Source organism: Chitinophaga sp. CCNWYY40, from assembly GCF_037483205.1.
Lineage (GTDB): Bacteria > Bacteroidota > Bacteroidia > Chitinophagales > Chitinophagaceae > Chitinophaga > Chitinophaga ginsengisegetis.
The window spans coordinates 228,957-254,541 of record NZ_JBBHLF010000008.1; the positions used below are offsets into that span (position 1 = coordinate 228,957).

23 protein-coding genes are annotated in these 25,585 nt (G+C 44.2%); 16 read left to right on the forward strand and 7 right to left on the reverse strand.

The genetic code is table 11. The features are described from left to right. Window positions 1-4 precede the first annotated feature (4 nt). From V7S65_RS28730 to V7S65_RS28760, 7 genes are all read left to right on the forward strand, one after another. Complete coding sequence (locus V7S65_RS28730) at window positions 5-871, forward strand: hypothetical protein (protein ID WP_133256171.1); 867 nt, start codon at window positions 5-7, stop codon at window positions 869-871. Window positions 872-1,024: 153 nt separating this feature from the next. Continuing rightward, window positions 1,025-1,492 carry a hypothetical protein gene (locus V7S65_RS28735; RefSeq protein ID WP_079470822.1) on the forward strand — a complete coding sequence of 156 codons (468 nt, stop codon included), beginning with the start codon at window positions 1,025-1,027 and terminating at the stop codon, window positions 1,490-1,492. Between the two features lie 10 nt (window positions 1,493-1,502). Continuing rightward, window positions 1,503-1,853 carry a DHCW motif cupin fold protein gene (locus V7S65_RS28740; protein WP_111577900.1) on the forward strand — a complete coding sequence of 117 codons (351 nt, stop codon included), beginning with the start codon at window positions 1,503-1,505 and terminating at the stop codon, window positions 1,851-1,853. 376 nt (window positions 1,854-2,229) lie between these two features. Continuing rightward, on the forward strand, window positions 2,230-2,790 hold the full coding sequence (locus V7S65_RS28745) for a sigma-70 family RNA polymerase sigma factor (protein WP_159454347.1): 561 nt from the start codon (window positions 2,230-2,232) through the stop codon (window positions 2,788-2,790). 352 nt (window positions 2,791-3,142) lie between these two features. Further along, the gene (locus tag V7S65_RS28750; RefSeq protein WP_339546813.1) at window positions 3,143-5,449 is read left to right on the forward strand and encodes a TonB-dependent receptor; all 2,307 of its coding nucleotides are present in this window, start codon (window positions 3,143-3,145) and stop codon (window positions 5,447-5,449) included. A gap of 228 nt (window positions 5,450-5,677) precedes the next feature. After that, the gene (locus V7S65_RS28755; protein ID WP_159454346.1) at window positions 5,678-5,836 is read left to right on the forward strand and encodes a chryseobasin-related MNIO class RiPP peptide; all 159 of its coding nucleotides are present in this window, start codon (window positions 5,678-5,680) and stop codon (window positions 5,834-5,836) included. A gap of 33 nt (window positions 5,837-5,869) precedes the next feature. After that, window positions 5,870-6,991, forward strand: coding sequence for a multinuclear nonheme iron-dependent oxidase (locus V7S65_RS28760; protein WP_336389132.1), 1,122 nt, complete (start codon window positions 5,870-5,872; stop codon window positions 6,989-6,991). A 72-nt stretch (window positions 6,992-7,063) separates the two neighbouring features. Here V7S65_RS28760 and V7S65_RS28765 read toward each other — a convergent pair whose 3' ends face one another. From V7S65_RS28765 to V7S65_RS28785, 5 genes are all read right to left on the reverse strand, one after another. Further along, window positions 7,064-8,380 (reverse strand): sensor histidine kinase, encoded by a 1,317-nt coding sequence (locus V7S65_RS28765; protein WP_336389131.1) that lies wholly within the window; start codon window positions 8,378-8,380, stop codon window positions 7,064-7,066. 2 nt (window positions 8,381-8,382) lie between these two features. Then, window positions 8,383-9,054, reverse strand: a complete 672-nt coding sequence (locus tag V7S65_RS28770) for a response regulator transcription factor (RefSeq protein WP_111577897.1) — start codon at window positions 9,052-9,054, stop codon at window positions 8,383-8,385. A gap of 4 nt (window positions 9,055-9,058) precedes the next feature. After that, a complete protein-coding gene (locus V7S65_RS28775; protein WP_336389130.1) occupies window positions 9,059-9,919 on the reverse strand; it encodes a hypothetical protein in 861 nt (286 codons plus the stop codon). 19 nt (window positions 9,920-9,938) lie between these two features. Next, on the reverse strand, window positions 9,939-10,226 hold the full coding sequence (locus V7S65_RS28780) for a hypothetical protein (protein WP_079470814.1): 288 nt from the start codon (window positions 10,224-10,226) through the stop codon (window positions 9,939-9,941). 62 nt (window positions 10,227-10,288) lie between these two features. Continuing rightward, complete coding sequence (locus V7S65_RS28785) at window positions 10,289-10,738, reverse strand: hypothetical protein (protein ID WP_336389129.1); 450 nt, start codon at window positions 10,736-10,738, stop codon at window positions 10,289-10,291. Between the two features lie 202 nt (window positions 10,739-10,940). On the opposite strand from V7S65_RS28785, the gene V7S65_RS28790 reads away from it, so the two are divergent. Then, complete coding sequence (locus tag V7S65_RS28790; protein ID WP_336389128.1) at window positions 10,941-11,705, forward strand: SDR family NAD(P)-dependent oxidoreductase; 765 nt, start codon at window positions 10,941-10,943, stop codon at window positions 11,703-11,705. A 64-nt stretch (window positions 11,706-11,769) separates the two neighbouring features. Beyond that, window positions 11,770-12,678, forward strand: a complete 909-nt coding sequence (locus tag V7S65_RS28795) for a helix-turn-helix domain-containing protein (RefSeq protein ID WP_336389127.1) — start codon at window positions 11,770-11,772, stop codon at window positions 12,676-12,678. Between the two features lie 11 nt (window positions 12,679-12,689). Here V7S65_RS28795 and V7S65_RS28800 read toward each other — a convergent pair whose 3' ends face one another. Further along, window positions 12,690-13,397 carry a hypothetical protein gene (locus V7S65_RS28800; protein WP_336389126.1) on the reverse strand — a complete coding sequence of 236 codons (708 nt, stop codon included), beginning with the start codon at window positions 13,395-13,397 and terminating at the stop codon, window positions 12,690-12,692. 153 nt (window positions 13,398-13,550) lie between these two features. Here V7S65_RS28800 and V7S65_RS28805 point away from each other — a divergent pair, with 153 nt between their 5' ends. After that, the gene (locus V7S65_RS28805; protein ID WP_336389125.1) at window positions 13,551-14,414 is read left to right on the forward strand and encodes a hypothetical protein; all 864 of its coding nucleotides are present in this window, start codon (window positions 13,551-13,553) and stop codon (window positions 14,412-14,414) included. A gap of 97 nt (window positions 14,415-14,511) precedes the next feature. Here V7S65_RS28805 and V7S65_RS28810 read toward each other — a convergent pair whose 3' ends face one another. Next, window positions 14,512-15,633 carry a glycoside hydrolase family 43 protein gene (locus V7S65_RS28810; protein WP_336389124.1) on the reverse strand — a complete coding sequence of 374 codons (1,122 nt, stop codon included), beginning with the start codon at window positions 15,631-15,633 and terminating at the stop codon, window positions 14,512-14,514. Between the two features lie 365 nt (window positions 15,634-15,998). On the opposite strand from V7S65_RS28810, the gene V7S65_RS28815 reads away from it, so the two are divergent. From V7S65_RS28815 to V7S65_RS28840, 6 genes are all read left to right on the forward strand, one after another. Next, window positions 15,999-16,598, forward strand: a complete 600-nt coding sequence (locus V7S65_RS28815) for an RNA polymerase sigma factor (RefSeq protein ID WP_079470807.1) — start codon at window positions 15,999-16,001, stop codon at window positions 16,596-16,598. An 89-nt stretch (window positions 16,599-16,687) separates the two neighbouring features. Then, a complete protein-coding gene (locus V7S65_RS28820) occupies window positions 16,688-17,893 on the forward strand; it encodes a FecR family protein (protein ID WP_336389123.1) in 1,206 nt (401 codons plus the stop codon). Between the two features lie 263 nt (window positions 17,894-18,156). Further along, window positions 18,157-21,714 (forward strand): SusC/RagA family TonB-linked outer membrane protein, encoded by a 3,558-nt coding sequence (locus tag V7S65_RS28825; protein ID WP_336389122.1) that lies wholly within the window; start codon window positions 18,157-18,159, stop codon window positions 21,712-21,714. A 66-nt stretch (window positions 21,715-21,780) separates the two neighbouring features. Beyond that, on the forward strand, window positions 21,781-23,187 hold the full coding sequence (locus tag V7S65_RS28830) for a RagB/SusD family nutrient uptake outer membrane protein (RefSeq protein ID WP_339546817.1): 1,407 nt from the start codon (window positions 21,781-21,783) through the stop codon (window positions 23,185-23,187). A 108-nt stretch (window positions 23,188-23,295) separates the two neighbouring features. Next, a complete protein-coding gene (locus V7S65_RS28835) occupies window positions 23,296-24,582 on the forward strand; it encodes a TlpA family protein disulfide reductase (protein WP_336389120.1) in 1,287 nt (428 codons plus the stop codon). Window positions 24,583-24,654: 72 nt separating this feature from the next. Further along, the gene (locus V7S65_RS28840; RefSeq protein WP_113965280.1) at window positions 24,655-25,572 is read left to right on the forward strand and encodes a TlpA family protein disulfide reductase; all 918 of its coding nucleotides are present in this window, start codon (window positions 24,655-24,657) and stop codon (window positions 25,570-25,572) included. The last annotated feature ends 13 nt before the right edge of the window (window positions 25,573-25,585 follow it).

The following is a 25,585-nucleotide window of genomic DNA, read 5'->3' on the forward strand; positions in this document are numbered from 1 at the left end:
AAGCATGAATCAGGGCATTAAGGAAAAATATCTGAACAGTTATAAACTGGTAAAGAAATATGACTATAATCCACGTTTTATCCTGGATTTTAACAGCTACAATTGTACTTATGAAATACTGGTTAATGATATGCCCGCCTATACGGACTTTGGCAGCGGGAACCAGGGTGGCGCAGTATGGCCCGTATCTCCCAATATTCTGAAAAGCGGCAAGCAAACCATTACTATCAGGGTATTTCCAAAAGTAAACGACGATGATAAGATGGATCCGTTTTTACTGGCGAAAAACTGTGGCCTGGAAGTAAAGGTGCTGTATGGCGATGAAGAAAAAGAAAAGCCGAAAGAATACAAACAACTCTTTTATTATAAAATGCCTGAAATAAAGCTGGATAACGTGCCGTATCTCGAATTTAAAGGCACCTTTGAGGCATCCACGCCTTACCAGCTGAAAGGATGGAGCCAGAGCCAGGATCTGCGGAAAGAAGATAAAGCGCAGCTTACCAAAGAAGTGCTGGCCTTTTACAACCAGTACCGCAAGCTGATGGCAGACGGCAATATGAACGCCATAGCGGAGCAGATCTACAACCGGGAACTGGAAACAGAACAGGCTTATTTTCAGAACAAACCCGCCGATGCAGCAGAAACCTGGAACCGATTTGACCAGATCAAGGCTTATCACCTGGAAATGCTGCCACTGGAGCATTATGAACTGCGTTTTTTTGGTGATGGCAGGGTGGTGGGATTAATCCGGACAGATGATGAACTGAGGGGAGAATCAGCCCTGGCAGGCATTACAGACAATAAGTATAAGATCTATAACCTGTTGCTGCATAAACCGGCAGGCAGTGATCAGCTGCAGGTAATCCGGTAATAAAACTGATTTATGAAAGAAAGGGAACAACATATCCGTATGTTGTTCCCTTTTATTTTGCCGTATATTTTAAAATCAGCATCTTTTTATTAACCTTGTGTTCCGGCCGGAACGGGCTGTTATAAAAACTTTTCACTCAAACATCTAAACGTTATGAACCTACGAATCCTCGCCGCTATTGGTATTATTGGATGGACTGTTGTTTCCTGCGCGGAAACCAAAAAGCCTGAACCCGCTGCAGCACTGTCTTTAACAGGTACCTGGAAATTAGCTTACAGTAAGATGATCGAGAACGGAGATACCACTGATACTTACCCGGTAAAAGGGCAGGAGATGATCAAAATATTTAATGGCAGCCATTTTGCGTTTTTCAAGCATGATGTTTCAAAGGGAAGCGACAGCAGCACCGCCGTGTTTGGCTCAGGCGCCGGCACTTATGTATTAACAGGTGATAAATACGAAGAGCATCTGCAGTATTGCAATGCCCGCAGCTGGGAAGATATGCATTTCACTTTTACACTCAGTTTACAGCATGATACGCTGATCCAGCGGGGCATTGAAAAAATTGACAGTTTGAATGTAAATCACGAAATTATAGAGGCGTATATCCGTGTACGTTAAATCATCTATCATGAATAACAATATTCCCTTTCAGACTATTGACTGGTCGGTAATTCCGAAGACCGTGCATCCGGGAGAAAGCGGCACGGCGTGGTGGCAAACCATACAGTTTCCCGGGCTCCGGATAAGGATCGTGGAGTATTCCCCCGGTTACCTGGCTGATCACTGGTGTAAGAAAGGGCATATTGTACATTGCCTGCAGGGCGCCTTTGTAAGCGTGTTGCAGAGCGGTGAAAACTTTGAATTATCTGAAGGCATGAGTTATGTGGTAACAGATGATCAGAGTACGCACCGTTCTGTTTCAGCCACCGGCGTAAAACTCCTGATCATAGACGGCGACTTTCTGAAGTCATCCGTATAATTTCCCCTCTTGTTTTTCTTCTTCTTTCCGGCCGGTATTACCTGGTGATCCGCCCTCTTTTGTGTGCTGTTTTCAGCGCTGTTAATCCCAACCGCCGGTATTTATATTATATTTTTAGTTAATAAATTTGTTTCCCCCGCTAATCAGCCGTGGTATTGGATCTTACCACTTCTAAAACATTCGTGCTTAACAATGGATTAACCACTCACGATGCTTTATAGCGTTACTTTTATTCCAGATTTAGAAAAACGGAATGCAAAATAAACCACTTTCAGTCACTGTGTTAAACCATTAGAGAACTTGCTTTTTCTAACACTGTATTGTCAATAGAAGTCGAAATTTTTTTCCTAAACCAGTCTCTCAAAAGGAAATGAGAATGCAACATAACAACCAAGATGCCGTCCTGCTGGAACTGCTTAAAGATGGTAGTGTCGAAGCATTTACAAGTGTGTACAAAAAATATAGCCGCATCCTCCTGTTGCTGGCTGTAGACATGCTAAAGGACGAAGACAAAGCCCAGGATGTTCTTCAGGAATTTTTTCTGGATTTCTGGCAGAAGAAATTATTCCTGAAAATTGATGCTAACTACCAAAACCGGGACAGTAGCTGCATTATGAAGAGTTACCTCTATGCGAGTGTACGTAACCGCTGCCTCAACAAAATCACACGTGAAAGGAAATTTTCCTGTGTTATTCCGGACGAGGCTTTTGTACCAAGCGATCCGCTGGAAAGTAAAGAAATTTATTTCCAGGTGAATATCGCGCTAAATAAGAAAGTACCGCCTAAATCATCTACGGCCTTCCGCTTAAGGCATTATGATCAGAAAAGCCATAAAGAAATAGCGGAAGAAATGAACACCAGCATTCAAACGGTAAAAAACCAGATTGGTACCGCCGTGAAGATTTTACGCGGTTATTTTGCGCCTGCCCACCTGTAATCCGGGAAACCTTACTTTAAACTATTTGATGCTTGTTGCCTTCCGCCCTTCAATGGGTAATGGCCGGAGTTTGCTTTATATGGTCATCCTGGTGGACCTTTCGGGGTTCACCAGGGGAGCTATCGTTTTGAGGGGGTGAAAAGGGTAGTATCCTTTATGGTGGCGTGTTTTGCGCAAATATGGGCCCAAATGCTGCCTTTATGGATAAATAATTATTTCCCGATTGCGTAAATAGTTTTCCCGATACAGTAGATAATTTGGTACTTTCTCAATGCACCTTTGCATTGCAAACGATAAGACCAACATGACGAGGGCATACCTGTTTCTAACATTTTTTCTACTTCCATTTACCTTGATATATGCCGGCGTGCCGGACGAAGGAGCCAACAATACCATTCAGGGCATTATTACCACATCAGACGGACACCCGGCTACCAATGTAACCGTTATCCTGAAAGGTATTGCAAAAGGAATGATCACCAACCAGAGCGGCGAATTTCTCTTTAAAAATATTCCGGACGGCAACTATCAGCTGGAAGTATCTATGGTGGGATTTGAAACCATCAGGAGAGCCGTATCTGTAGTAAACGGCAAAAGTGTACTGCTGCAGATAGAACTGAAAACATCTTCCCAAAACCTCGAAGAAGTGGTGGTAGCCACCGGGGGAAACCGCTTTGCCAAAAAAGAAAGTGAAGATGTATCCAAACTACCACTAAGAAATCTCGAAAATCCGCAGGTGTACAGCGTGGTGGGGAAGGAACTGATGAAAGAACAACTGGTAACAGATTATAACAGCGCCTTCAAAAATATACCGGGCGCAGGTATCCCCATTGTATACAACCAGGGGAGAAGCTCCGCTACTTCAAGAGGCTTCACCACCGCCAACCTGGTACGCAACGGCGTTGGCAGTTTTGTATATACCAATGTAGACCCGGCAAATCTGGAACGCATAGAAGTGATCAAAGGCCCCTCTGCTACACTGTTTGGCAGTACCCTTTCTTCTTTTGGCGGGTTGTTTAACCGGGTTACCAAAAAGCCATTCGACAGCTTCAAAGGAGAAGTATCCTACTCCGGCGGTAGCTGGGACCTGAACCGTCTCACACTGGATATCAATACCCCGGTAAACGAACAGAAAACAGCCCTGTTCCGCTTCAACGGCGCTATTCACAGCGAACGTAGCTTCCAGGATGCCGGCTTCAGCAAAAATTATCTGATGGCGCCCAGCTTCTCCTATAAGGTAAATGACCGGCTCACCATTTTACTGGATGTGGAAATGAGCGGCTACAAAGCTACTTCTCCAATGAGGGTAGCCCCTTATACCAAAGGAAAGGCGCACAGCGTAGAAGAACTGGGCATGCCCTATAAGCTCTCCTATGCCAATAATACCATGAGCTATAACAGCCAGCAGCTGAATGTTTTTGGACAGATAAAATATAAATTGTCAGATAAGTGGACGTCGCAAACGGTGTTTTCCCGCACCCGCTCCAGCTCCGACGGATTCACTACCCAGCTGAATATATTAAGCGACAGCACCCTGCGACAGGCAGTGACCTCGCAAACCTATCCTTACTACGGTACCGATATCCAGCAAAACTTTATCGGCGATTTCCGTATCGGTAAAATGCGTAACCGGTTAGTGGTAGGCGTGGATTTTTATAGCCTGCGCGCTTCCCGGAATGATACCATCGTGAATATGCCGGCCATTAACTACAGAACGCCCGGGGATGCTTACTATAATTTCAACAAGGATAATGTAACCCCACTGTTCGCAAAACTGAAATTCCTGGCGTTCGACAGTAACCGCGAAAATACTTACAGCGCTTATTTCTCAGACGTTATCAATATCACAGAACAGTTGCTGGTAATGGCGAGCCTGAGACTGGATAATTACCACAATCTCGGTGCTTATTATCCCAGTAAAGATCTCACCGTAGGTAATTACACGCAAACAGCGCTATCACCCAAATTCGGGATCGTATACCAGGTAATTAAGGACCGCTTTTCCCTGTTCGCCAACTATATGAATGGCTTCCAGAATCAATCGGGAACCGATTATAACGGCAATACTTTTAAACCGCAACAGGCCAACCAGATAGAGGGAGGTATTAAAGCGGATCTTTTTAATGAGAAGTTAAACGCCACGCTTAGCTACTACGATATTTCTGTTACCAACTCCGTATACGATGATCCCGCTCACAGCGGATTTTCCCTCCAGGATGGAACCCAGCTTAGCAAAGGCTTTGAAGCCGAAGTAATTGCCAACCCGGTTCCGGGATTAAACATCATTGCCGGCTATGCGTATAACGAAAGTAAAATGGATAAGGCGGATGCCAAATTCCAGGGATTGCGCCCATCTTCAGCCGGCCCAGCTACCACGGCCAACCTGTGGGTGAGCTACCGCCTGGTACGTGGCACTGCCAAAGGATTGGGCTTTGCTTTTGGCGGCAACTATGGCAGCCAGTCGTTTCAAACCAACACTAATACTTTCGCATTTACCATACCTTCCTACACTGTGCTGGATGCGTCCCTGTTTTACGACAAACCCGTTTACCGCATAGGAGTAAAAGTCGATAATATTACCAATGAAAAGTACTGGTCGAACCGGTTGGCAGCACAAAACCCAACAAGGGTAACGGCTAACCTTACCATTAAGTTTTAAGCAACAACTGCAGGGGAAGTGATGGCTCCTGCAGTTGCCATCTTTCTATAAACTACCTAAGTTTAGATGATCAAATCCGGAATGGAAACCCACCGGTATCATGATAATTACAGCCCGCTCCCCAATGTTAAGAATATATTTCCTGTAACTTTTCCATATTCCTCCCGTTTAACAGGTAACCTTGTTTTGAAAAACACTGTAGAATTTCATCCCTTAAATAAATATCAAATGAAACTGCCAAAATCATTGCTCGGCGCCATCCTGCTCGGCATCACCGTTCAAACAACCACTTCCTGTAACAAGGATAAATCGGTTAAGCCAAAAGAAAAGAAAGAAGAAGTGAAAAAGCCATATGAAAATGGTTGTCCTGGCTGCGGAATGGGCTGATTCTCCCGTTATTATTAAACTTAATTCCAAAAGGTGCCGGAAATTTTATCAGCAGCCGCCTGCAACCTGGATGCCAGCATACTGGCAGCATGTCTTCCGCTAATGGAAGAATCCCGGCTTGAAGCCATTGAATGGTCGTTTGATGCACTGTTTAAAGTACAGCAGATCCCATCCTGGTTTCTTGAATTGCTGACGGCCTACAGCAATGAACAGCGTCTCATCGGTCATGGCGTATTCTTTTCCCTCTTTTCCGGCAAGTGGCGCCAGGAGCAGGCCGACTGGCTGAAACAATTGAAAAAGGTCAGGGAGGAATTCCGGTTTGATCATGTGACAGAACATTTTGGCTTCATGACAGGCAGAGACTTTCATCACGGCGCTCCGCTGAATATTCCCTATACGAAAACCACACTCGACATTGGGAGAGACAGATTGAAGCGAATCTATGAAGCATGCGAATGCCCGGTAGGACTGGAGAACCTGGCCTTTTCCTATTCTTTAGAAGAAGTAAAACGTCACGGCGGCTTTTTGGAACAACTCCTCGAGCCTGTAAATGGTTTTATCATCCTTGATCTGCACAACCTCTATTGCCAGATCCACAATTTTAATATTCCGTTCGAAGAAATAATTACACACTACCCGTTAGACAAAGTAAGGGAAATACATATTTCAGGTGGCAGCTGGGAAAATGCGCCCAATAGCCCGTTGAAGAAGATCCGGAGAGATACACATGACGATGCCGTTCCGGCAGAAGTATTTCACTTACTGGAAAACACGATAGCCCGTTGTCCCCATCTTAAATATGTTGTGCTCGAACAACTTGGAAATGCCCTTACCACGGAGGAAAGCCGGACTGTTTTTTACAATGATTTTGGAAAGATGGAAAATATTGTGAAGAAGAAAAACACACCCGGTATATCATCTTACCAATCCTTTTTACCATCATCCCCGGTAATAACAGGTAAGATTATTGAAGATGAAATTTTGCATCATCAGCAGCTGGAACTGTCTGCTATACTGGAATCGGCCACTTCCTGCGAGGAGGCCATCCAATCGCTCACCCACTCTTCCCTTGCACATACCGCCTGGCAAATTGAAAACTGGGAACCTTATATGATTGATACCGCTATACAGATTGCACAGAAGTGGAAGAAATAGCCTGTTTGTGGGCCCGTTCACAATTGAACAGCAAAAAGGAATTGTAACTACCGGGATCTTACGGAAAAATTCTTAAACGAGCGGAAAGCTAACAGTAAAAGTACTCCCTCTATTAACTACCGAAGAAACCGTAATGCTTATTCCGTGATAGCGGGCAATAGTGCTGGCAATTGAAAGTCCCAGTCCATAGCCTTCCAGCTCCGTTCTGGCCACTTTTTTAAAGCGGTTAAAGATGGTGCTGATTTCCTGTTCGCTGATGCCAATGCCGGTATCGCTGATAATAAGCTGGTACATTTCACCGGGAAGCAGCTGGTCGCTCACCGTTATTTGCCCCTGGGGTATATTATATTTTATGGCATTATTGAGCAGGTTGTACACCAGCTGGAATATCAGGTCATGGTTGAGATGGTGAAGCACCATCTCACGGGAAACATTCATGTTAAACTGCAGCTGTTTGTCTTCCAAACGGTGTTCCAGTTCTTCCATTACTTCTGTCAGCAGCAGGTGTGGAGATACGCTATCTGTTTTCGGAAACTGGTCGTTTTCAATACGTGAGATGAGTAGTAATGAATGGACAATTTTCTTCAGCCGGTTCAATGTCTTCATCATACCTATGATTTTCCTTTGCAGTTCCTCATCCGGTGAATCTTCCGCTATCAGGTTTTCCATTTTATTCTGAAGAATGGTGATAGGCGTCATCAGCTCGTGAGACGCATTGGAGGTGAACTCGCGTTCTTTCTCAAAGGCTTCGTTGATTTTACTCATTAGCTCAATGAGGGAGTCGTCCAGGTACCGGAAGTCGGTGGTAGATGTTTTGATGGCAGGAACATGGTCTTTAAAAGGAAATTTCCGGTTAACCAGCCTGGTGCTGATAATAACACCGAGCGGACGTAACAAAAGCCGGGTGAATATAAGATCCGCCAGGGTAGTGAGCACTATCAGGCCAAACAATACATACAGGGCTACTTTTTGCAAAGGGCGGTTATACTGGCTGATGGTGGCTGTTTTCTTTCCCACTTCCAGCATATACCGGTTGTGTTGATAAGTGAAAATATGGCTTAACACGCGGTAAGTGAGTGTATCGCCTTCCACTACACGTTGCAGGGTAGCGATGGTGTCGGGCAGGTTGGAGTTACCTGCGGGTTCCATCGAAATATATTCTTCCTTCAGCATGGTGTAGCTGCCATAGTTTTCTTCGCCCTGGAGGTAAGCATCGATACCGTTTTTCCATATTACGCTCAGCACCTTTTTCTTTTGCTCCTTCAGGTAGTTGTCGTTATACCTGAAAGCAATATCCTCTACCAGGAAAGGCAGCAGCAGTACGAACAGGATGGCGATCGCCATTTTCGACAAGGTGATGAAAAGAGTAAGTTTGGTAAACAGTTTCACGCTCAGAGCTTTATTTTATAACCCACATGCCGGAGGGTTTGCAACCATTCCACGGAGGCAAAGGCCGATAGTTTTTTCCGGATATTTTTAATATGCACATCAATATAATTGGAATCATAATCATCATCCGAAAAATTCCCCCATATATGTTCACTCAGCTGCATCCTGGTGAGCGGCCTGTTCTTATGCAGCAGCATGTAGCTGAGCAGGTCAAATTCCCTTCTCGACAAAGAGATTTCCTGGTTTTCAAAAAACACGCTTCTCTGATGCAGGTCTATGTCAAAATCTCCCAATGCTATCTTACTGTCTGTTAGTCCAAACTTTCTCCGGGAAATTGCCTGCATTCTGGCCTGCAATTCCGGCAGGGAAAAGGGTTTGGGGAGATAGTCATCAGCCCCCATCTGTAGACCCCTGATGCGGTCTTCCAGCTGTCCGCGTGCGGTGAGAATAATGTAAGAAGCTTCCGGGCAGTTTTTCCTTGCCTCCTGCAATAGTAACAGGCCGTCTTTATCCGGCAGACCAAGATCCAATAGAATAAAATCATATTGATTTTCGTCCATTTTTTCCAGTCCCTGCCTGGCTGTATAAGCCAGGTCGCAGCAATATGCTTTTTCGAGATAGGCAAGCATTTCCGCAGCCATCGCCTTTTCATCTTCTATGATCAGTACTTTCATACTGTTAAAACTGGTAATAGAAACTGCAGTTAAAAAATGAGTTGGCATCTCCGGCGCCGCTCAGCGCTTTATCGCTTAATACAGACAACTGGTAAGCCAGTTCTATCATGTAGTGCGCCCTGTTATAAGCCAGCGGCACTTTAAAACTGTAAGACAGCAGATCGAACTGTGTGGCTTCTTTTGTAACTGTTTCCGATGTGCCCGGAATACCTGGTAAAATAGGTAATGGCAGCCCCAGTAGTTTTTTCTCCTGTACGTAGGTCTGGTAAAAATGCTGGGTGCCGCCTACTGCTTCTACTGAAGGCGTTAAAGTGATCAGGTCTTTTCCTTTGAAAATGCTGCCCAGTTGAATTGCTTTTTCGGTGCTCAGCGTTACAAATACATCCTGTTGTTTTCCAAAGGCATAATCTACGTTTACGCCGGTGGTCATCCAGTAGTGGTACTTCAGGCTGGCGGCGGCATTATCTGCATTGGCAGCCTGCAGGAAGGGGGAGTTGGAAGGAAAAAAAGTATGGCTGTAGCTAAGATCGGCGGCCAGTTTTTTCCCTATTTTGAATGCAATGCCCGCTCCGGCGCTGGTGGCCGAAACGGCTGCTCCCGAATCGTTTAGTAAACGGTATCCCACTCCCGAAAAATAGATCCCCGAACGGAACTGTAATGTGGCGCTGGCTGCCAGGTAAGGCATGGGCGCTGCGGCAGTCTGACCATAGTAATTGGCATTATTGGAATATAATGCGCCGAGTGTCAGTGTAACTTTTTTGTTGTCGGTTTGTGTGCTGTCTGCCTGTGTGCGGGCCGTATCTGTTTGCGCCTGCGCACTGCTATAGCATAGCCAGAAAACTGGCAAAATCAATGCATATCTCATGTCATCATCTTTAACCCGGTCATAATATTTTTCCCGGAACGATCTTAGGCTTAATGATCCTGATGGGTTTTATGGGCAATGGAGAAGGAACAGCCATCGGTTTGATCAGGCGCCTCGATTTTGGTACTTCCTTTATCTCTGGTAAACGCTCCTGCAATGTTGCCACAGGTTTTTCAACCGGTTTGCCGGGTGCAGTCTGTACAGGCTGCAATGTATCGGCAACAGGCGTGTATCCGTAACAGGTGCGCGGTTTTAACAGCAACAGTGCCGGAACAATAATGAGCGTAGATAAAAGGAATTTGATCATTGCTATAAAAATAACAGATTTTTGCCGCTATTCTCCGGCAAAAATCTGTTTTTCTGTTGAAATTACAGGATACCTGATAGTACTCCCCCCGCAATATGTGTATTAATACGGATTGGCGCGGCCTGTATTTTCATGGCCTGATTCAAAGTAGCGTTAATTTGCGTGGCCGCTTTAACGTTGCTGGTAGCCGTGTTTTTCAGCTCACTTCCCGTGGTGGCAGCGGTTTGTAACGTACTGGTTACCGTATTTTGGGCGCTTGCACTGGTGTTGGCGGCGGTGGCCGCAACCGTGTTTAATTGGCTGCCGGCCGTTTGGGTGGCTTGTTTTGCGCCGTTGGATTGTACATGAACGGTAGCCGTGTTACTGGTACTTACACCGGTGTTTCCCGTAGCTGCATTGGCATTGGTTTGACTGCCCGCGCTTACTTTTCCTTCGGTTTTTACAGATGTTTGCTGGGCAAAGGCAGCGCCTGAGAATAAAAGTGCGATAGCCATTAATCCTTTTGCTTTCATGATCCTGGTTTTTAGGTTGTTCAATATTGTATGTCGGAACAAAACTAATACCGCAAGATGAAGCGAAAATGAAGAACGCATGAATAGGATGAGTTTGACTAAAAAAGAGCATATTATTTGAATTTCGCAAATAACGGATTGATATCTCCAAACAACGGACCTTACATCCGGGCTAACTTTGCTTCATCAAAAATTGTAAAAGATGGAGAACAAAAATAAAATAGCCCTGGTAACCGGCGGCAGCCGCGGTTTGGGCAGGGATATGGCACTCAGGCTTGCTGAAAAAGGGATTCATGTAATACTTACCTATCATAGCCGGGAAAAAGAGGCGCTTGAGGTAGTAGCACAGATTGAACAGGCCGGCCAAAAAGCTGCTGCCCTGCAATTAGATGCAGGTAATGTTAAAAGTTTTGATGCTTTTTTTAATCAGCTGAAAGAAGTGTTGAAAAACACGTTCAACACCAACCGCTTCGACTTCCTGATCAACAACGCAGGAATCGGACGCAATGCGCCAATCGGAGAAGTGAGTGAGGAAATGTTTGATGAACTTATGAATGTACATTTCAAAGGAGTTTACTTTTTAACGCAAAAGTCACTGGATTTGCTGAATGACGGGGGTGGTATCATCAATGTATCTTCCGGTCTTGCCCGCATGAGCATCCCCCGGTATTCGGCCTATGGTGCTATGAAGGGCGCAGTGGAGGTATTTACCAGGTACCTGGCCGCAGAGTTGGGTCCGAGGGGGATAAAAGCCAATGCCATCGCTCCTGGAGCCATTGCCACGGACTTCTCCGGCGGACACGTCAGGGACAATGAGCAGGTGAATAAACAAATAAGTGGTATGACGGCACTGGGACGAGCAGGTTTACCGGAAGATATAGGCGGCGTTGTTGCCTTCTTATGTACGGAAGATGCCAGGTGGATTACCGCTCAACGTATTGAGATATCGGGAGGAATGAATCTTTAATATCATAAATAAAAGCAGGCCTATCAGCCTGCTTTTTCGTTAAATTTGAGTCTTATAAAATGATATGGTCAACAAACAAACCATAGAAGATTTTTATCAGAAAGCTACCGCAACACTGCCGGAAGGCATCACCCGGGAGATCGGCCATTTCAATATTTTTGAAACGGAGAAATTGTTTGATAAAAAGAACGGCACGCGCTTTATGCCTTATAGTAGGCGTGCGTATTACAAAATCAGTTTGATAAAAGGACATAACCGGGCTGAATATGCTGATAAAGTAATTGAGATTAAAGAAAGCGCCCTGCTTTTTGCCACCCCTAAAATTCCTTATCACTGGCTGCCCCAGGATGATAACCAGTCGGGCATGTTTTGTATTTTTACAGAAGATTTCCTGTCTAAAAACAAAGTCGGAATTACATTGGATGACTTACCCATATTTCAACCAGGGGTATTACCCATATTCCAGCTTTCAAAAGAGGAAACAAATGAATTGGAATACATTTTCCGGAAGATGTACAAAGAAATGGGTACGGATTATATTTATAAGTACGACCTGCTCCGCAATCTTGTACTGGAGGTAATCCACTACGGACAAAAGTTGCAGCCGCTATCGGCGCTTAATGCCACTAAAAATGCAGCAGACAGGATATCTTCTTTATTTATAGAACTGCTGGAAAGGCAATTTCCTATTGAGTCTACACAACAAAGACTGGGACTCCGCACTGCTAAAGACTATGCAGACAGGTTAGCAGTACATGTTAATCATCTCAATAAAGTATTAAAGGAAATTACGGGTCGCACTACCACCGACATCATCAGTAAAAGGATCATACAGGAAGCAAAGACTTTACTAAAGCAAACAGATTGGAATATTTCTGAAATATCCTACACATTAGGCTTTGATGACCTGGCACATTTCTCCAACTTTTTTAAGAAGCAGACTTCTATGGCGCCGATGGCGTTTCGTGAATAAAACTACGTATATCAGGAAACATCTACTGAATACTTTCGCCTTAAATAGTTCAACTCTTCTTTTGAAAGAGATAATGTCTCCAGCTGCGATCTGCACGCCGCTGCACGATCCGGCTCATTCAGTGATTCCGCCAGTTCAATGCGGATCATCAGTGCTTCCGCAATATCAGTATTTGACTCATTACCAGGCCGGGCTAAGGCAACATCCAATGTTTTCGCAGCAGCCATATCATCATTTTTGTAATCCCGGAACCGGGCGGCAACCGCTATAGATTTTTGCAATGGACTTTGTTTTTTGTTATCCGCATGCTGCCACACTTCTTCATCCTTCTCCCCAAAACTAACAAAGATGATGGAGTTACCGGAAACATCAGTTAACGTAAACCGCGTTGCATCCGGTTTCATTCTCGAAATTCTCGGAATGCCCGTATTAGGCACTCTTCCCAGCGATGCTTTTAGTTTTCCGGTAAACTCTAAGTATACAGCCCTGGCATCGGTCACTGTTACAAGACACCCACTATAAGCGGCTCCCGTGCCTTTAACACGGGCGAAATGTAATTCATATCCACCCCGTTCAAGGATGCCATACTGGTAAGGGCGGGTTAGTTTATAGGTAATGCGGTAGCCCAGTATTTCCCAAAATGCCAGGGTTTCTTCAATGGAAGTACAGGGGAGTATAGGCGTTGTGATCCATTCTTTTTTAGTTTGTTGATTGTCCATAAGGGCTGTTGTTTTTTCCGGTAAATCTAAATGCTTTCTTAAAGCATCTTTCTTTATATACTTTTTTGTATATAACCAGCCCGTTTTTTTTGTTACCGGATTCTGTACAAAAACGGTAAATTGTATTACGAAAGGAAACGTATTATCAGCGACATGAGTAAAGGGAAAAATAAAGAGTTTGTTAACCCAACCGGCGCAGGCCCGGTCAGCAGTATAGTTCTTGCAATTGTGAGAATAGTATTGGGCATTAATTTACTGTATACAGATCCTTTGTCATCCAGGTTCAGATATCTCTTTATCATTCTATTCCTTATTTCAGTTGCAAGACACTTGCTTTATTACTTCAGTAAACCGAAGCCGGATAATATATATAATTTCCTGCTTGACCTGGTTACGCCATGCCTCTATGGATTCATATTGTTTCATGTTTTATCTGTGTATCAGTCAGAATTTTTGTCGCTTTCTGTCAGTATTTTTCTACCCGCTATCATTTATTGTTTCTTATTTGGAGGAGCTCCCGTTCCGGTAATGAGTAAAGGAATTTTTTGGGGTGGGTTGCTTTCTTATGTATTGACTTTCCTTCTCGTGGTAAATTATGCGTTCGACACTTCCAATCCTTCAGTTGAGAAATATTTTTTAGCAAACAAGTACTATACAACCGCACCATACGATCATGGAACGGCCGGAGGGAATGTTTATTATTTTGATCTTATCCACGTAGACAGCATTTCCAACCCCGCCCAATGGGTAGAAGTAAACCAGAAAACTTACGGTCAATACCGGAGTAGCCAGAAGTATAAAAGAATGAAAATTGAGGATGCAGAATTTATGATATTGGATAAGAAGGAAACGCCTTTCGCTAAACGACAGTATTATTTTTTATTGCAGGAAGTCAATGGTCCTTTTGAAGCTAAACATATGGAGGAGCCGGAATACGCAAAGTTTGAAGAAGGAGATACTTTTCATATTGAAAAGCATAAAGGGCTTTTGGGGGTGAGGTGGGTAACTTATTGGTGAATTTTTTTTCAAGATTGCTTTCAGTTAAATTAAAAGCCGCAGATATTTTAAAGTATCTGCGGCTTTTAATGTGTAGGGAGTGGAGGAAAGAACCATGCTATTTAACTCCACTGGGATACGCCTGCGGAGCTGTTGTTGGACCTTGCACCACTAATTTCCCATTTGATAATATATTCATCCGGTCTATGAAAACAACGCGCTTATCACCTGTTTCTGATGTGCGGCCGTGGTATACACAGAACATTTCTTTACCATCTGGTGAATACGTGATGCTATTATGACCAGTACCTGTTACTACGCCGCCCTGCTCAGCGTTCTGTTGCAGTACGGGGTTGTTGGCTGCTTTTTTAAAAGGTCCCAATGGACTTTTAGAGGTAGCATACCCCACTGCATAATTTTTGCCGCCAAAGTAATTAGCAGAATACATCATGTAATAGGTATTTCCTTTTTTGAAGATGGAGGAACCTTCTGTCCAGCGGCGATTCACTTCTTTCGATGTAACCGAGCGGCTTTCCCATTCAGCCTGTTTATCTTTCATGCTAACCGGCGGGCGCAATAGCAGTACCGGTTCACCGATTACGCCACTGAGATCTGGTTTTAATTCTACTCCATACACCCAGCTTTCTTCGATCTCATTGAACCAGCCTTTGTTTTTTGCCCAGGTAGCTATTTGACTCTGTACCGGATGTTTGTAGCAACAACGGGAATAATAGAGGTATACTTTCCCATTTGTTTCGAATAATACATTTGCATCGATGATAGGGTAGCCTGGGTCAAAAATGGGTTTGTTGTTTACATCGATAAATGGCCCGGTTGGTTTATCGGCTACTGCAACGCCAATGCGAAAGTTTTCAAGTTCCCTGGTTGGATTGTCCTTCCATTGAGCACTGTAAAACATGTAATATTTCCCATTTATAGCATATACTTCCGGCGCCCAATAAGCACCCTCCCAGGCGGCTTTTGGATCGCTCCAGCCATTTTTGTTATCATGAAAATATACCTGGCCTTCATTTTTCCAATTAACCAGGTCGGTAGAAGAATAGGCCGCGAAGCCGTTCCTGGCGCCACCGGTTCCATACATATAATATTTGTCGCCTTTCACATGTAATACATAAGGATCACCCAAATCAACTTTCAGGGGATTGTTATACGTCAATTGCTGTGCGCTTAGGGATATAGCCGCTACTATTAAAAAGGAGATCAGCGTGATTTTTTTCATGCTTCAAGATATTAATTTTCTGTGATTGGACATAGGTAGTTTTGTTGATGTATTTTGGAAGCTTTTTTCGTAGCGAGATCGGGAGTTTGTTAGAACACCTTTATGATCTTGTCGTGCTTTACGAAGAAAGAAACAAACATATAAAAATAGATTAATTCGTTGCATTGTTGCCCGTTGATACCATCTTGGATCCGGCAATCCAATTGGTAGCTGAATGAGCAGAGGCCCGGAAAGTCACTATCTTGTTTTAAGATCACAGATTTGATCTGCCGAAGAAAGATATTATGTTGTGAGCCAAAGGCTAATACGAACTGTGTGAAATTTTTAATAACATTGTGGCTAATTCGGATCAATCAATTTATTAATTGTCAGGCATTAAACATAACAGTGACCGTCAACTGCTACTGCAGATCTCTGAAGGGGATGAGCAGGCGTTTGCTATGCTTGTGAAAGCGTATTCCGGCCTTCTTTTTACATACCTGGTCAAAATTACCAAAGATCAGGATATAGCTTCCGACGTGGTACAGGAAATTTTCACCCAGCTATGGCTAACAAGGGAATCTCTGGGAGAAGTGGAAAGCTTTCGTTCCTGGTTATTCGTAATCTCGAGGCATCATGCAGTCAGGATGCTGAAGAACATCGACAGAGAGTACAAAAAACGGGAGGAGTGGCATCAGATTACACAAACTGCGGCCGACGGCCTGGAGGCACAGGACGAGGCCTCTTTAAAGGAAGCGTATGATATATTGGTGAAAAATGCGGTAGATCGGCTACCGCCGCAGCAAAAGAAGGTTTGGATGCTTGCCCGGTTAGAAGGGAAAAAATATGCCGAAATAGCTGAGGAAATGCAGATTAGCCGGGAAACTGTAAAAAAATACCTCCAGATTGCCTCTTCATCTATCGTTGACTACATCAGGAATAATGGCCTGCCAATCATAATTTCCTTCCTGATTATAAAATTGTAATTTTTTTTTCATTGGAATACCCCCTTTTTTATAAAAGCTTTCTCCTAAGATAAAGATGGATCATATCCGTTGAAATAAATTGATTGACTGTGAATAGCAGACTACAGCACCTATTGGAACGATGGTCAGATGACCGGTTTACCGAAGCAGAAAGACGGGAGCTTATTGATATGTTGCAATCGGCTTCTACTGAACAGGAAATTATTCCTGTACTGGAAGACATGTGGGAAAAAATACAGGATGAGGGTCTCTTTAGTGAAGCTCAGCAGCAAACGATGATCAAAAATATCCTGGATCGTTATCCCGGCAGGGAGTTCCCTGTTGATAAGGAAACAGGGAAGGGTATGCATATTGCTCACAGGAATTCGTTCATACGGAAATGGAGTTGGGCTGTAGCATCTTCAGTGGCATTGATAATTGGTGTGGGTACTTATTATTTATATCACAAAAAACAAGCGGAAACGCCAACTGGTGTTGTGCAGTCGATAACAAATGGGCAACAGGGGGGAAGCAGCGTTTTACTTACCTTATCAGACGGATCACAGGTACTTTTGGATACTGTTAAAAATGGCCGGATAACATTACAGGGAGGAACAGTTGCCAAAGTTACCAATGGGGTATTTGAGTACGAAAGAACAGGTTCAGAAGTTCAGTATAATACAGTATCTACCCCCAAGGGAAAGCAGTTCCAGCTTAAGTTATCAGATGGAACCAGCGTGTGGCTGAATGCGGAAAGTTCCATTAAATACCCGGTAGTATTTACGGGTAAGGAAAGACTTATTAGTGTTACAGGAGAAGTGTACATGGAAGTAGCTCAAAACCCTTCTATTCCTTTCAGGGTAGCGGTTAGCGGCGGGACTTCTGTTGAAGTACTCGGAACAAGTTTTAACGTGAATGCATATAACAATGAGCAATCTGTTCGAACCACGCTGCTGGATGGAGCGATACGGGTTGCAATGAAAGGGGCGGCCTACAAACTGCTTAAGCCCGGACAACAGGCGCTCACAACCACCGTAAACAGGCCTGTCCAGGTTTTTGACGATGTAAATGCAGTGTCGGTTGTCGCCTGGAAAAATGGTGTCTTTGACTTTAATGATGTTCCGCTGGAGGAGGCTATGCGGCAACTTGCAAGGTGGTATGATATTGAAGTAATTTATCAGCAAACAATTCCGAAGATACAGCTTGGCGGTACTATTAAGAGAAGCCTTCCCTTTACCGATGTTCTGTATTTTCTGAGCAACGTGGGACTTCACTACAAACTGGAAGGAAACAGGACATTAATTATACTTCCCTGATGGCTGTTGACTAACCATTCAGCAAGTGTCATTGATAACAAAATAATGCGCTGAGCAGGCTGCTAGCTAAAAAAACAAAGATGCCGGGAATCTCTCCGGTAATGACTTGGTATGCCAATAAAGCATCTTGCTCAGGATCAATAGAAACCAACCAAAATTATTTAGAAAGTATGCGTTTTTATGCTTTAAACCAGCCGTGGAGGCGAGGATTAGCCTGGCGTGGCTTCTCCTGCCGTCTGGTATCAACCAAAATACAGTTCGCGATGAAACTAACATTTGTTTTATTAACTGTCGTCTTAGTTCAGGCACAGGCCATAGGATTGGCGCAATCTATCACTACCAAACTACACAAAGAGCCTTTGCGTAATGTGTTTAAAATTATTGAGAAACAGACGGGAGTAACTGTACTCTATAATGATGAACATATTAAGAATGCGCATCCTGTGACTATTGAGGCACAGCAGATGCCATTGAATGATTTCCTTACCGCCATTTTGAAGCCGGAGAAACTTGCTTTCGAGATAAGGCAGGGCAATGTGGTAGTGATGCGCAGAGATAGTGACGCATCAGGGAAAAATGGAAGTTTATCTGCTGCTGCGGAGCCTAAAACAAAAGTCACGGGATCAATCACCGACTCTGATAAAAATCCTCTGCCCGGGGCTACTATCCGTATTAAAGGTAGCCAGGTAGTAGCTGTGAGCGATGAAAAGGGGATGTTTCATATAGAAGCGGAAAAAGGCGCAGTGCTGATAATAACCTTCATAGGATTCAATGAAAAAGAGGTGAAGGTGACCGATGCAGAAATGATTTCGGTTATCCTGGTGCCTTCGGAACAAAAGCTGGGATCTATTGAAATTGTTTCTACGGGTTATCAGAATATTACCAGGGAACGAAATACGGGGGCAGTAGCAAAAGTGGACATGGGCACTGTTGCCAGCAGATCCAGTAGCACCAATATTCTCCAAAGACTGGATGGGCTTGTACCCGGCCTGGTGGTAAACAATGCACCGGGTGGAGAGCCGTTACTGGTTCGGGGTTTGACTTCCCTAAACTCTACCAGGTCGCCATTGATCGTGGTAGATGGCGTGGAATTACCGGGTGATAATACCAATGATGCATCCCGTAATAATATTATGAACACCTCTAACCCCATCGCCAACATCAATCCGCAGGATATTGAGGATATAACTGTTCTGAAAGATGCCTCCGCAGCTTCTATCTGGGGCGCAAAAGCGGCGAACGGGGTAATTGTTATTACTACCAAAAAGGGTAAAACAGGACAAAAATTACGGGTTGATTACGACGGTTATTATAATTTCCAGGGTAAACCGGATCTGTCCTATATCCCGAAAATGAACAGCAGGGATTTTATTGCTACTGCAAAAGAACTCTTTCCTCAATTTGCGCCTTATTATAGCTGGAATACAGCACAGGTCTTTGCTCCGGTTCCTCCGCACCTGCAAATTCAATATGATGAGTATCGGGGGCTAATCACCGGTGCGCAGGCGAATAAGGCGCTGGATAGTTTGGCTGCCATCGATAACAGGAGTGAAATTTCCAGTATTTTTTACAGAAATGCAGCCTCAACTAATCATACAGTCTCGCTTTCAGGGGGCGGTGACATTTACAGTTTTTATGGATCGCTGAGCTATACCGGTATTCAAAGCAGCACGCCAGGCGAACGGAACAATTCGTATAAGTTGAATGTCAGACAGGATTTCAATTTCAATAAAAAATTGCAGTTCTCGGTGATCACTGATCTTACCAATACAGTAGCAAGTACTTCAAACCTGGGTATAGGAGTGCTGGCCCCGGATGTTTCCATCGTACCTTATCAGCGGTTCCGCGATAATGCAGGAAATCCGCTGGCAGTGAATTTCCTGGGAAATTACACCGATTCTCTCAGGCTTGATTATGCTGCCAGGAGCCGGGTTAACCTGGATTACGTTCCGCTTGATGAGTTTAACAGGGGATATTCAAAAAGTAGCAGTATATCCGGAAGGGTGGTGGGAAGCGCGAGAGTACAATTGCTGAAAGGACTTCGCTTTGAGGGTACTTATGGCTACCAGACATTTGCAAGAAACAACCGGACAGTTCAGTACCAGGAAAGTTACGCGGTAAGGGACCAGCTGGTAGGTTTTACACAGGCGCCAACTGCAAACAGCACGCCCAGGTATTGGTTGCCAAAGGATGGAGGGATGCTCAATGTAAATAATGCGTCTCAGAAAAACTGGACGGTAAGAAATCAGCTGATATTTGATCGGAACTGGGATCCGCACCAGCTGACTGTAATGGCAGGACAGGAAGCTACAAGTTCCACACCATTGACATCATCCGCTACCTACTATGGCTGGGATGATCAGTTGCAGGTTTCGCGTCCGGTAAATATTGATACACTCATGAAAGGGATTACAGGAACGGTATCCGGCCAGCTGGGACGAGTGTTGCCATCAAATAATGTGGGTGGAGGAGAAGGCGCTATCGCAAGAACCACCTCTTACTATTCCACATTGGGATACATGTACCAATGGAAGTATGCACTGAATGCGAGCTGGAGGATTGATGAGAGTAATTTATTTGGCCTTGCCAAATCTGCTCAAAACAGGCCCGTTTATAGCATAGGTGGTAAATGGTTGCTGAACAGGGAAGACTTCATGAAATCATTTACATGGCTGGACCGCCTCCATCTGAGATTCACCTATGGCATAACAGGTAATGCACCCAAGCCTGCCCAGGCAGCATCATTCGATATCCTGCAATCCTCATCGAACGTAAACTATGTAACAGGAGTTGGTTTGGTTATCGGAACTCCCGGCAACGACAAGCTTACCTGGGAGGGAACCACTGTTTATAACGCAGGACTGGATTTTACAGTGCTGGGTGGCAGATTGGGCGGTTCTATAGACGGATATATAAAAAAGACCAGTAACCTGATCGGCTCATTGATGACGGCGCCGTTGACCGGATATGCAACTGTTATCGGTAATTACGGAGACCTTGAAAATAAAGGATTTGAGTTTAGTTTGACTTCGCTTAATGTCATTTCCCGGGATTTTAACTGGAATACTGTCTTAAACCTGGCGTACAACAAAAATAAGATAACGAGGATGGCAACGGCAACCGCCATCACAACCGGTACAGGAATGATCGGAACATCCTTTGCGGAAGGCAAACCCGCATATGCTGTATTCGAATTCATCAACGGCGGGCTTAACGCCGTGGGAGATCCACAGATCATCCAGGCCGACGGAAAAATACTGTCGGATAAAAATGGCTCCAAGCCAGAAGACGTCCATTTGGCGGGAACTTCTCAACCTATCGCAACAGGTGGATTATTCAATACATTTTATTACAGGCGGTTTCAACTGGGAATTAATATCAGCTTTAACTTAGGACATGTATTGTTCCGGGATTTTAATAATTTTTGGCAGGAGCCCCTTTATCAGAACACGCTTCAACCCGAATTTGCTAATCGCTGGAAGACGCCGGGAGATGAAAGTAAAACCAATATCCCCAGGTATGCCTATAACACTACCATCGACAACGGCAGAAATATCTATTACTACACCTACTCCAACCTGAATTCATTTGATGCGTCTTATGCAAAGATCAGGGAGATCACGCTTTCCTATGATGTAGGTAAGACATTGGTTCGGAGACTACATGCTGAAGGATTGACTTTTAGGGCACAGGTATCTAATCTCATGCTCTGGAAGAAGAACAACCTCGGGATCGATCCGGAGTTTCAATCGCCTGCAGGTGTCAGAAATATCCGTATAGGACAAGGTACATTCACAGTTGGCGCACACATTACTCTTTAATTAAACCTGCTTAAGATGATGAAATCCATTCATAGGGTATTATTACCCCTTCTGTTTATATCGTTGATGCTTCAGACTTCATGCTCTAAAGACTTTTTGGAAATTGAGCCTAAGGGCTCCCGTGTGGCAAAAACGACGCTGGACTACGAGCAATTAATGAATGCAGTGAGCCTGCAGGTTTCCTATCCTCCATCTTTGTATATGGGTGATGAAATGGCAGCCCAGGCAACCTATATGGATGCGGCTCAGATCAGAACACAAAGGCTGTTCAGGTTTGAAGCAAGGATATACGATGAAGATCAGCTTCCCAATGAAACATGGCCACTAACCAACATTTATACCTTTAATAAGGTCATAAACGAAGTAATGCAATCAGAGGGAGGAACCGATCAGCAAAAACGTGCCATCCTCGCGGAGGCCAAAGTCGGACGGGCACTTTGCCATCTTTATTTTCTGAATGATTTTTCGTTGCCCTATAATGCTGCTACTGCTGCTACGGATTTGGGGATGCCGCTGCTTACAAAGGCAGATGTAACGCAAACAACATTTGTACGGGCCTCTGTACAGGAATGTTATGATTTTATCATAAAGGATTTGACAGATGCCTTGCCAGACCTTGGTCCATTAACACACAGGCGCAAATTTTCCAGGCTGGCGGCAGAATTTATATTGGGCCGTGTTTATCTGTATATGGCAAAGTTCAATGAGGCCGGCACACATGTGGATGCTGCATTCGCGGAGCTTGGCAAAGCTGCAGTGCCTCTCGCGTTATACGATTATAACACAGTGCTTGATCCTGATAGCGATAATTCATGGTTTCCTGACTTCGGTTTCGGACTTTCAAATTATCCGTTGGCTGCCAACAATGTGCAGGTGATATACAATCTCAGTATGATTAATTTTCAGCTGCAACAAGCCAATACCTATGTGTTTTCCCCGGAAACGGCTGCCTTGTATGATCCGGCAGATAAACGCCTGGAACTGTTCTCAGGAATTGAAATGTTCAATCCCGACAAAACCTTTCCGGGAGGGATGAGGCGCTACTCCGCATCACTTTTTTCCGGGTTGGAAATCGGCCCCTCATTGCCTGACCTCTACCTGATGCGCTCAGAGCTTAAAGCAAGGGCAGGTGACCTTGCAGGGGCAAAGAGCGATCTCGAAATGCTGCGGTCCAAAAGAATGCCCGCCAATATCGCAACTGTACCTGCAAATATAGCGGAAAGCAAAGAGTCATTGGTTCGCTATATCCTTGATGAACGTATTCGTGAATTCGCCACCTCCGGAATGCGCTGGTGGGATATGCGCCGGCTTTCAGTTGACCCGGTGTATAGCAATACGGTTAAGTACACACATAAACTCTATGATGACGCCGGCAACGTAGTGGCAACCTATACGCTCAGCCCCGCGAGATTTGCCCTGAAGTTCGGGGAAAGGATGCTGGCCGCGAATAAGGGATTAGTGGAAAATGAATAGAACTGGCAAGTTAATGGCAGCATGCAGTTGTACCACATTTACCTGGCAGGAAATTTCAATGCTAATAATTCAAATTTTTTAATACCATTTAATCTGAATCTGATGAAAATGAAAATGTTAATCTTGTTGTTGCTGATTTCGGGGTCCGTCTTCGCGCAGCAATCGCCATCCGCGAAGTATAACTTTAAGGATTTTACTTCAATAGTAAACGTGGAAGACCAGGAGAAGCAATACAATGAAATGTTGAAAGCAAATCCAATAGACCCTGCCAAACCATCCATGTATGAGGAATACCGCGCGCAGCTGGCTATGGGATGGCTTACCAAAGGAAACTTTGAACGTTATTGGTATTATAAAAACACCAGGCCGAAATTCAACGTACTTCAATTCCTGTATCTGACTTATGCACTGGACAACCTCTTTGATGCAAATACCAATCCGGGCGAAGTGGAAAAGGTGTCAGCCGGGATATTGGAAGATCTGGGCACAGGAGCTCTGAAAGATGGAATTGGCAGAACTCAGACCGTTTTGGAGATAAATGCTGCAACTAATGCCCAACTGGGAAATACAGATACGGCATTACAGTTATTGGCGAAATCTTCGGAAGTAAAAGAGGGTATGCGCGAAATGCGCTATTTCAAAGATGCAAAATCCAATTACCTGAACCGGTATGGAGTAGTGATGTTTGCTGCCGGTAAGTATCAGGTGGCATTCGATACCTTAAGTAAAGCATTCAGGGAGGCGGAGTCAAACCCGGTTATGGTTAATACATTCAGGTTGGTATATAAGAAGGTAAAGGGTACCGAAAATGGATTTGAGGCATATCTTAAATCCCTGAAGGATGAAGCATACCATCACTGTTATAAGGAAGTGGAAAAGTTGTACATAGCATCACCGAAAACAACGCTCGACGGTGCAGTACCAAGCGCGGGAGGGGATGGTAAAATGTTTACGCTTTTTCACGCTACTAAACCTGTAAAAGAGGTATCGCTGCCGGACCTGGAAGGGAATATCGTTCATCTGAAGGATTATAAGAACAAGGTGCTGGCCCTGGATTTCTGGTCCACAGGATGTACTCCGTGTGTAGCTGCTTTCAGCGGATTTGAGCACGTGGTGGCAGACTATAAAAAAGATGTATTTCAAATGTTTGTGGTAAGCCTGTTTGAAGACAGGGCTACTGTGAAATCTTTCGTGAAGAAAAAAGGGATTACCCTCGATGTTTTACAGGATGAAGAAAACAAGTTCTTTGATGTCCAGGGAACACCCACTAAAATCATATTTGACCCATTGGGTAATATAAGATTCTTTAGTTCTGGTTACGCTGGTTCCACAGACAGGGAGTATTATAAACTGAAGTCTATGGTAGAGATCACAAAATCCAGGTATAAAGGGTAATGCAATTTGCGCCTGTCAGATGATAATAACTGAATTTAAACGAATGTGGCTTTTGCCCTGCAAAAAGTATTTATGAGAAGAGTGATTTTTTTGATATTGACCAGTCTGGCAGCTTTGTCCGGCATTGCGCAGGATAACCACCCCGTTTCGTGGAAATTCCGCAGTGACTCAATAGCGCCACTCACTTTTAAGATTGCCTTCGTGGCGTCTATCAACGAACCGTTTCATATTTATCCACAGTCTTATGATGGTGGAATGGGAATGCCTACTACTATTACATGGGGAGAAAATCCGAATGTTCAGTTGATAGGAGAGATGGAGGAAAAAGGAGCAGCATCTTCTGCCGGGGAAACTGTGGCTTATTACGCGAAGGGTGTTACGTTTTCACAAACTATCAAACTCAGGGCAGATGAGAAGACAGTATTGCATTTCCGGATCAGGTACATGGCATGCAATAATCAAATGTGTCTTCCTCCTTCATCAAAGGAGTATACGCTGATTGTAAATGATGCTAACGGTATTACTGTTACTGCTGAAAATGAAAAAAATGTACAGGCGCCGGGTATGCAGGAAACAGTACAGTATGAGGACTTTGCGCTGCCGGATGTAAAAGGAAAAAAAATCTCCACCAAAACAATCATTTCCGGGAACAAATATACATTTATTGATTTCTGGGCCAGTTGGTGTTCGCCATGCAGAATGCAGGCAAAAGCGCTTGTTCCGCTTTATGCCAGGTACAGGACCAAAGGGCTGGGTGTAATTGGCGTTTCTCTCGATACGGATGCTGCTGCCTGGAAAAAGGCAATAGAGAAGGATGGTTATACCTGGACAAACCTGGCAGACCTGAAAGGATTTGATTCTCCCGTTACTAAAAAATATCAGATTAAAGCTATTCCCAGGAATTTTCTGATCGATAACAAAGGTGTAATTGTTGCCAGGGATCTCCATGGAAAAGAGTTGGAAGCAAAGCTGATGGAACTGTTTAACTAAATGAAAGGCGTTC

Coding starts and splice junctions, on each gene's coding strand:
- V7S65_RS28740 (WP_111577900.1), top strand. CDS start 1,503: ATGAATAACAATATTCCCTTTCAGACTATTGACTGGTCGGTAATTCCG.
- V7S65_RS28835 (WP_336389120.1), top strand. CDS start 23,296: ATGAAAATGTTAATCTTGTTGTTGCTGATTTCGGGGTCCGTCTTCGCG.
- V7S65_RS28810 (WP_336389124.1), bottom strand. CDS start 15,633: ATGAAAAAAATCACGCTGATCTCCTTTTTAATAGTAGCGGCTATATCC.
- V7S65_RS28785 (WP_336389129.1), bottom strand. CDS start 10,738: ATGAAAGCAAAAGGATTAATGGCTATCGCACTTTTATTCTCAGGCGCT.
- V7S65_RS28775 (WP_336389130.1), bottom strand. CDS start 9,919: ATGAGATATGCATTGATTTTGCCAGTTTTCTGGCTATGCTATAGCAGT.
- V7S65_RS28800 (WP_336389126.1), bottom strand. CDS start 13,397: ATGGACAATCAACAAACTAAAAAAGAATGGATCACAACGCCTATACTC.
- V7S65_RS28790 (WP_336389128.1), top strand. CDS start 10,941: ATGGAGAACAAAAATAAAATAGCCCTGGTAACCGGCGGCAGCCGCGGT.
- V7S65_RS28730 (WP_133256171.1), top strand. CDS start 5: ATGAATCAGGGCATTAAGGAAAAATATCTGAACAGTTATAAACTGGTA.
- V7S65_RS28755 (WP_159454346.1), top strand. CDS start 5,678: ATGAAACTGCCAAAATCATTGCTCGGCGCCATCCTGCTCGGCATCACC.
- V7S65_RS28745 (WP_159454347.1), top strand. CDS start 2,230: ATGCAACATAACAACCAAGATGCCGTCCTGCTGGAACTGCTTAAAGAT.
- V7S65_RS28830 (WP_339546817.1), top strand. CDS start 21,781: ATGCTTCAGACTTCATGCTCTAAAGACTTTTTGGAAATTGAGCCTAAG.
- V7S65_RS28805 (WP_336389125.1), top strand. CDS start 13,551: ATGAGTAAAGGGAAAAATAAAGAGTTTGTTAACCCAACCGGCGCAGGC.
- V7S65_RS28770 (WP_111577897.1), bottom strand. CDS start 9,054: ATGAAAGTACTGATCATAGAAGATGAAAAGGCGATGGCTGCGGAAATG.
- V7S65_RS28840 (WP_113965280.1), top strand. CDS start 24,655: ATGAGAAGAGTGATTTTTTTGATATTGACCAGTCTGGCAGCTTTGTCC.
- V7S65_RS28825 (WP_336389122.1), top strand. CDS start 18,157: ATGAAACTAACATTTGTTTTATTAACTGTCGTCTTAGTTCAGGCACAG.
- V7S65_RS28735 (WP_079470822.1), top strand. CDS start 1,025: ATGAACCTACGAATCCTCGCCGCTATTGGTATTATTGGATGGACTGTT.
- V7S65_RS28780 (WP_079470814.1), bottom strand. CDS start 10,226: ATGATCAAATTCCTTTTATCTACGCTCATTATTGTTCCGGCACTGTTG.
- V7S65_RS28795 (WP_336389127.1), top strand. CDS start 11,770: ATGGTCAACAAACAAACCATAGAAGATTTTTATCAGAAAGCTACCGCA.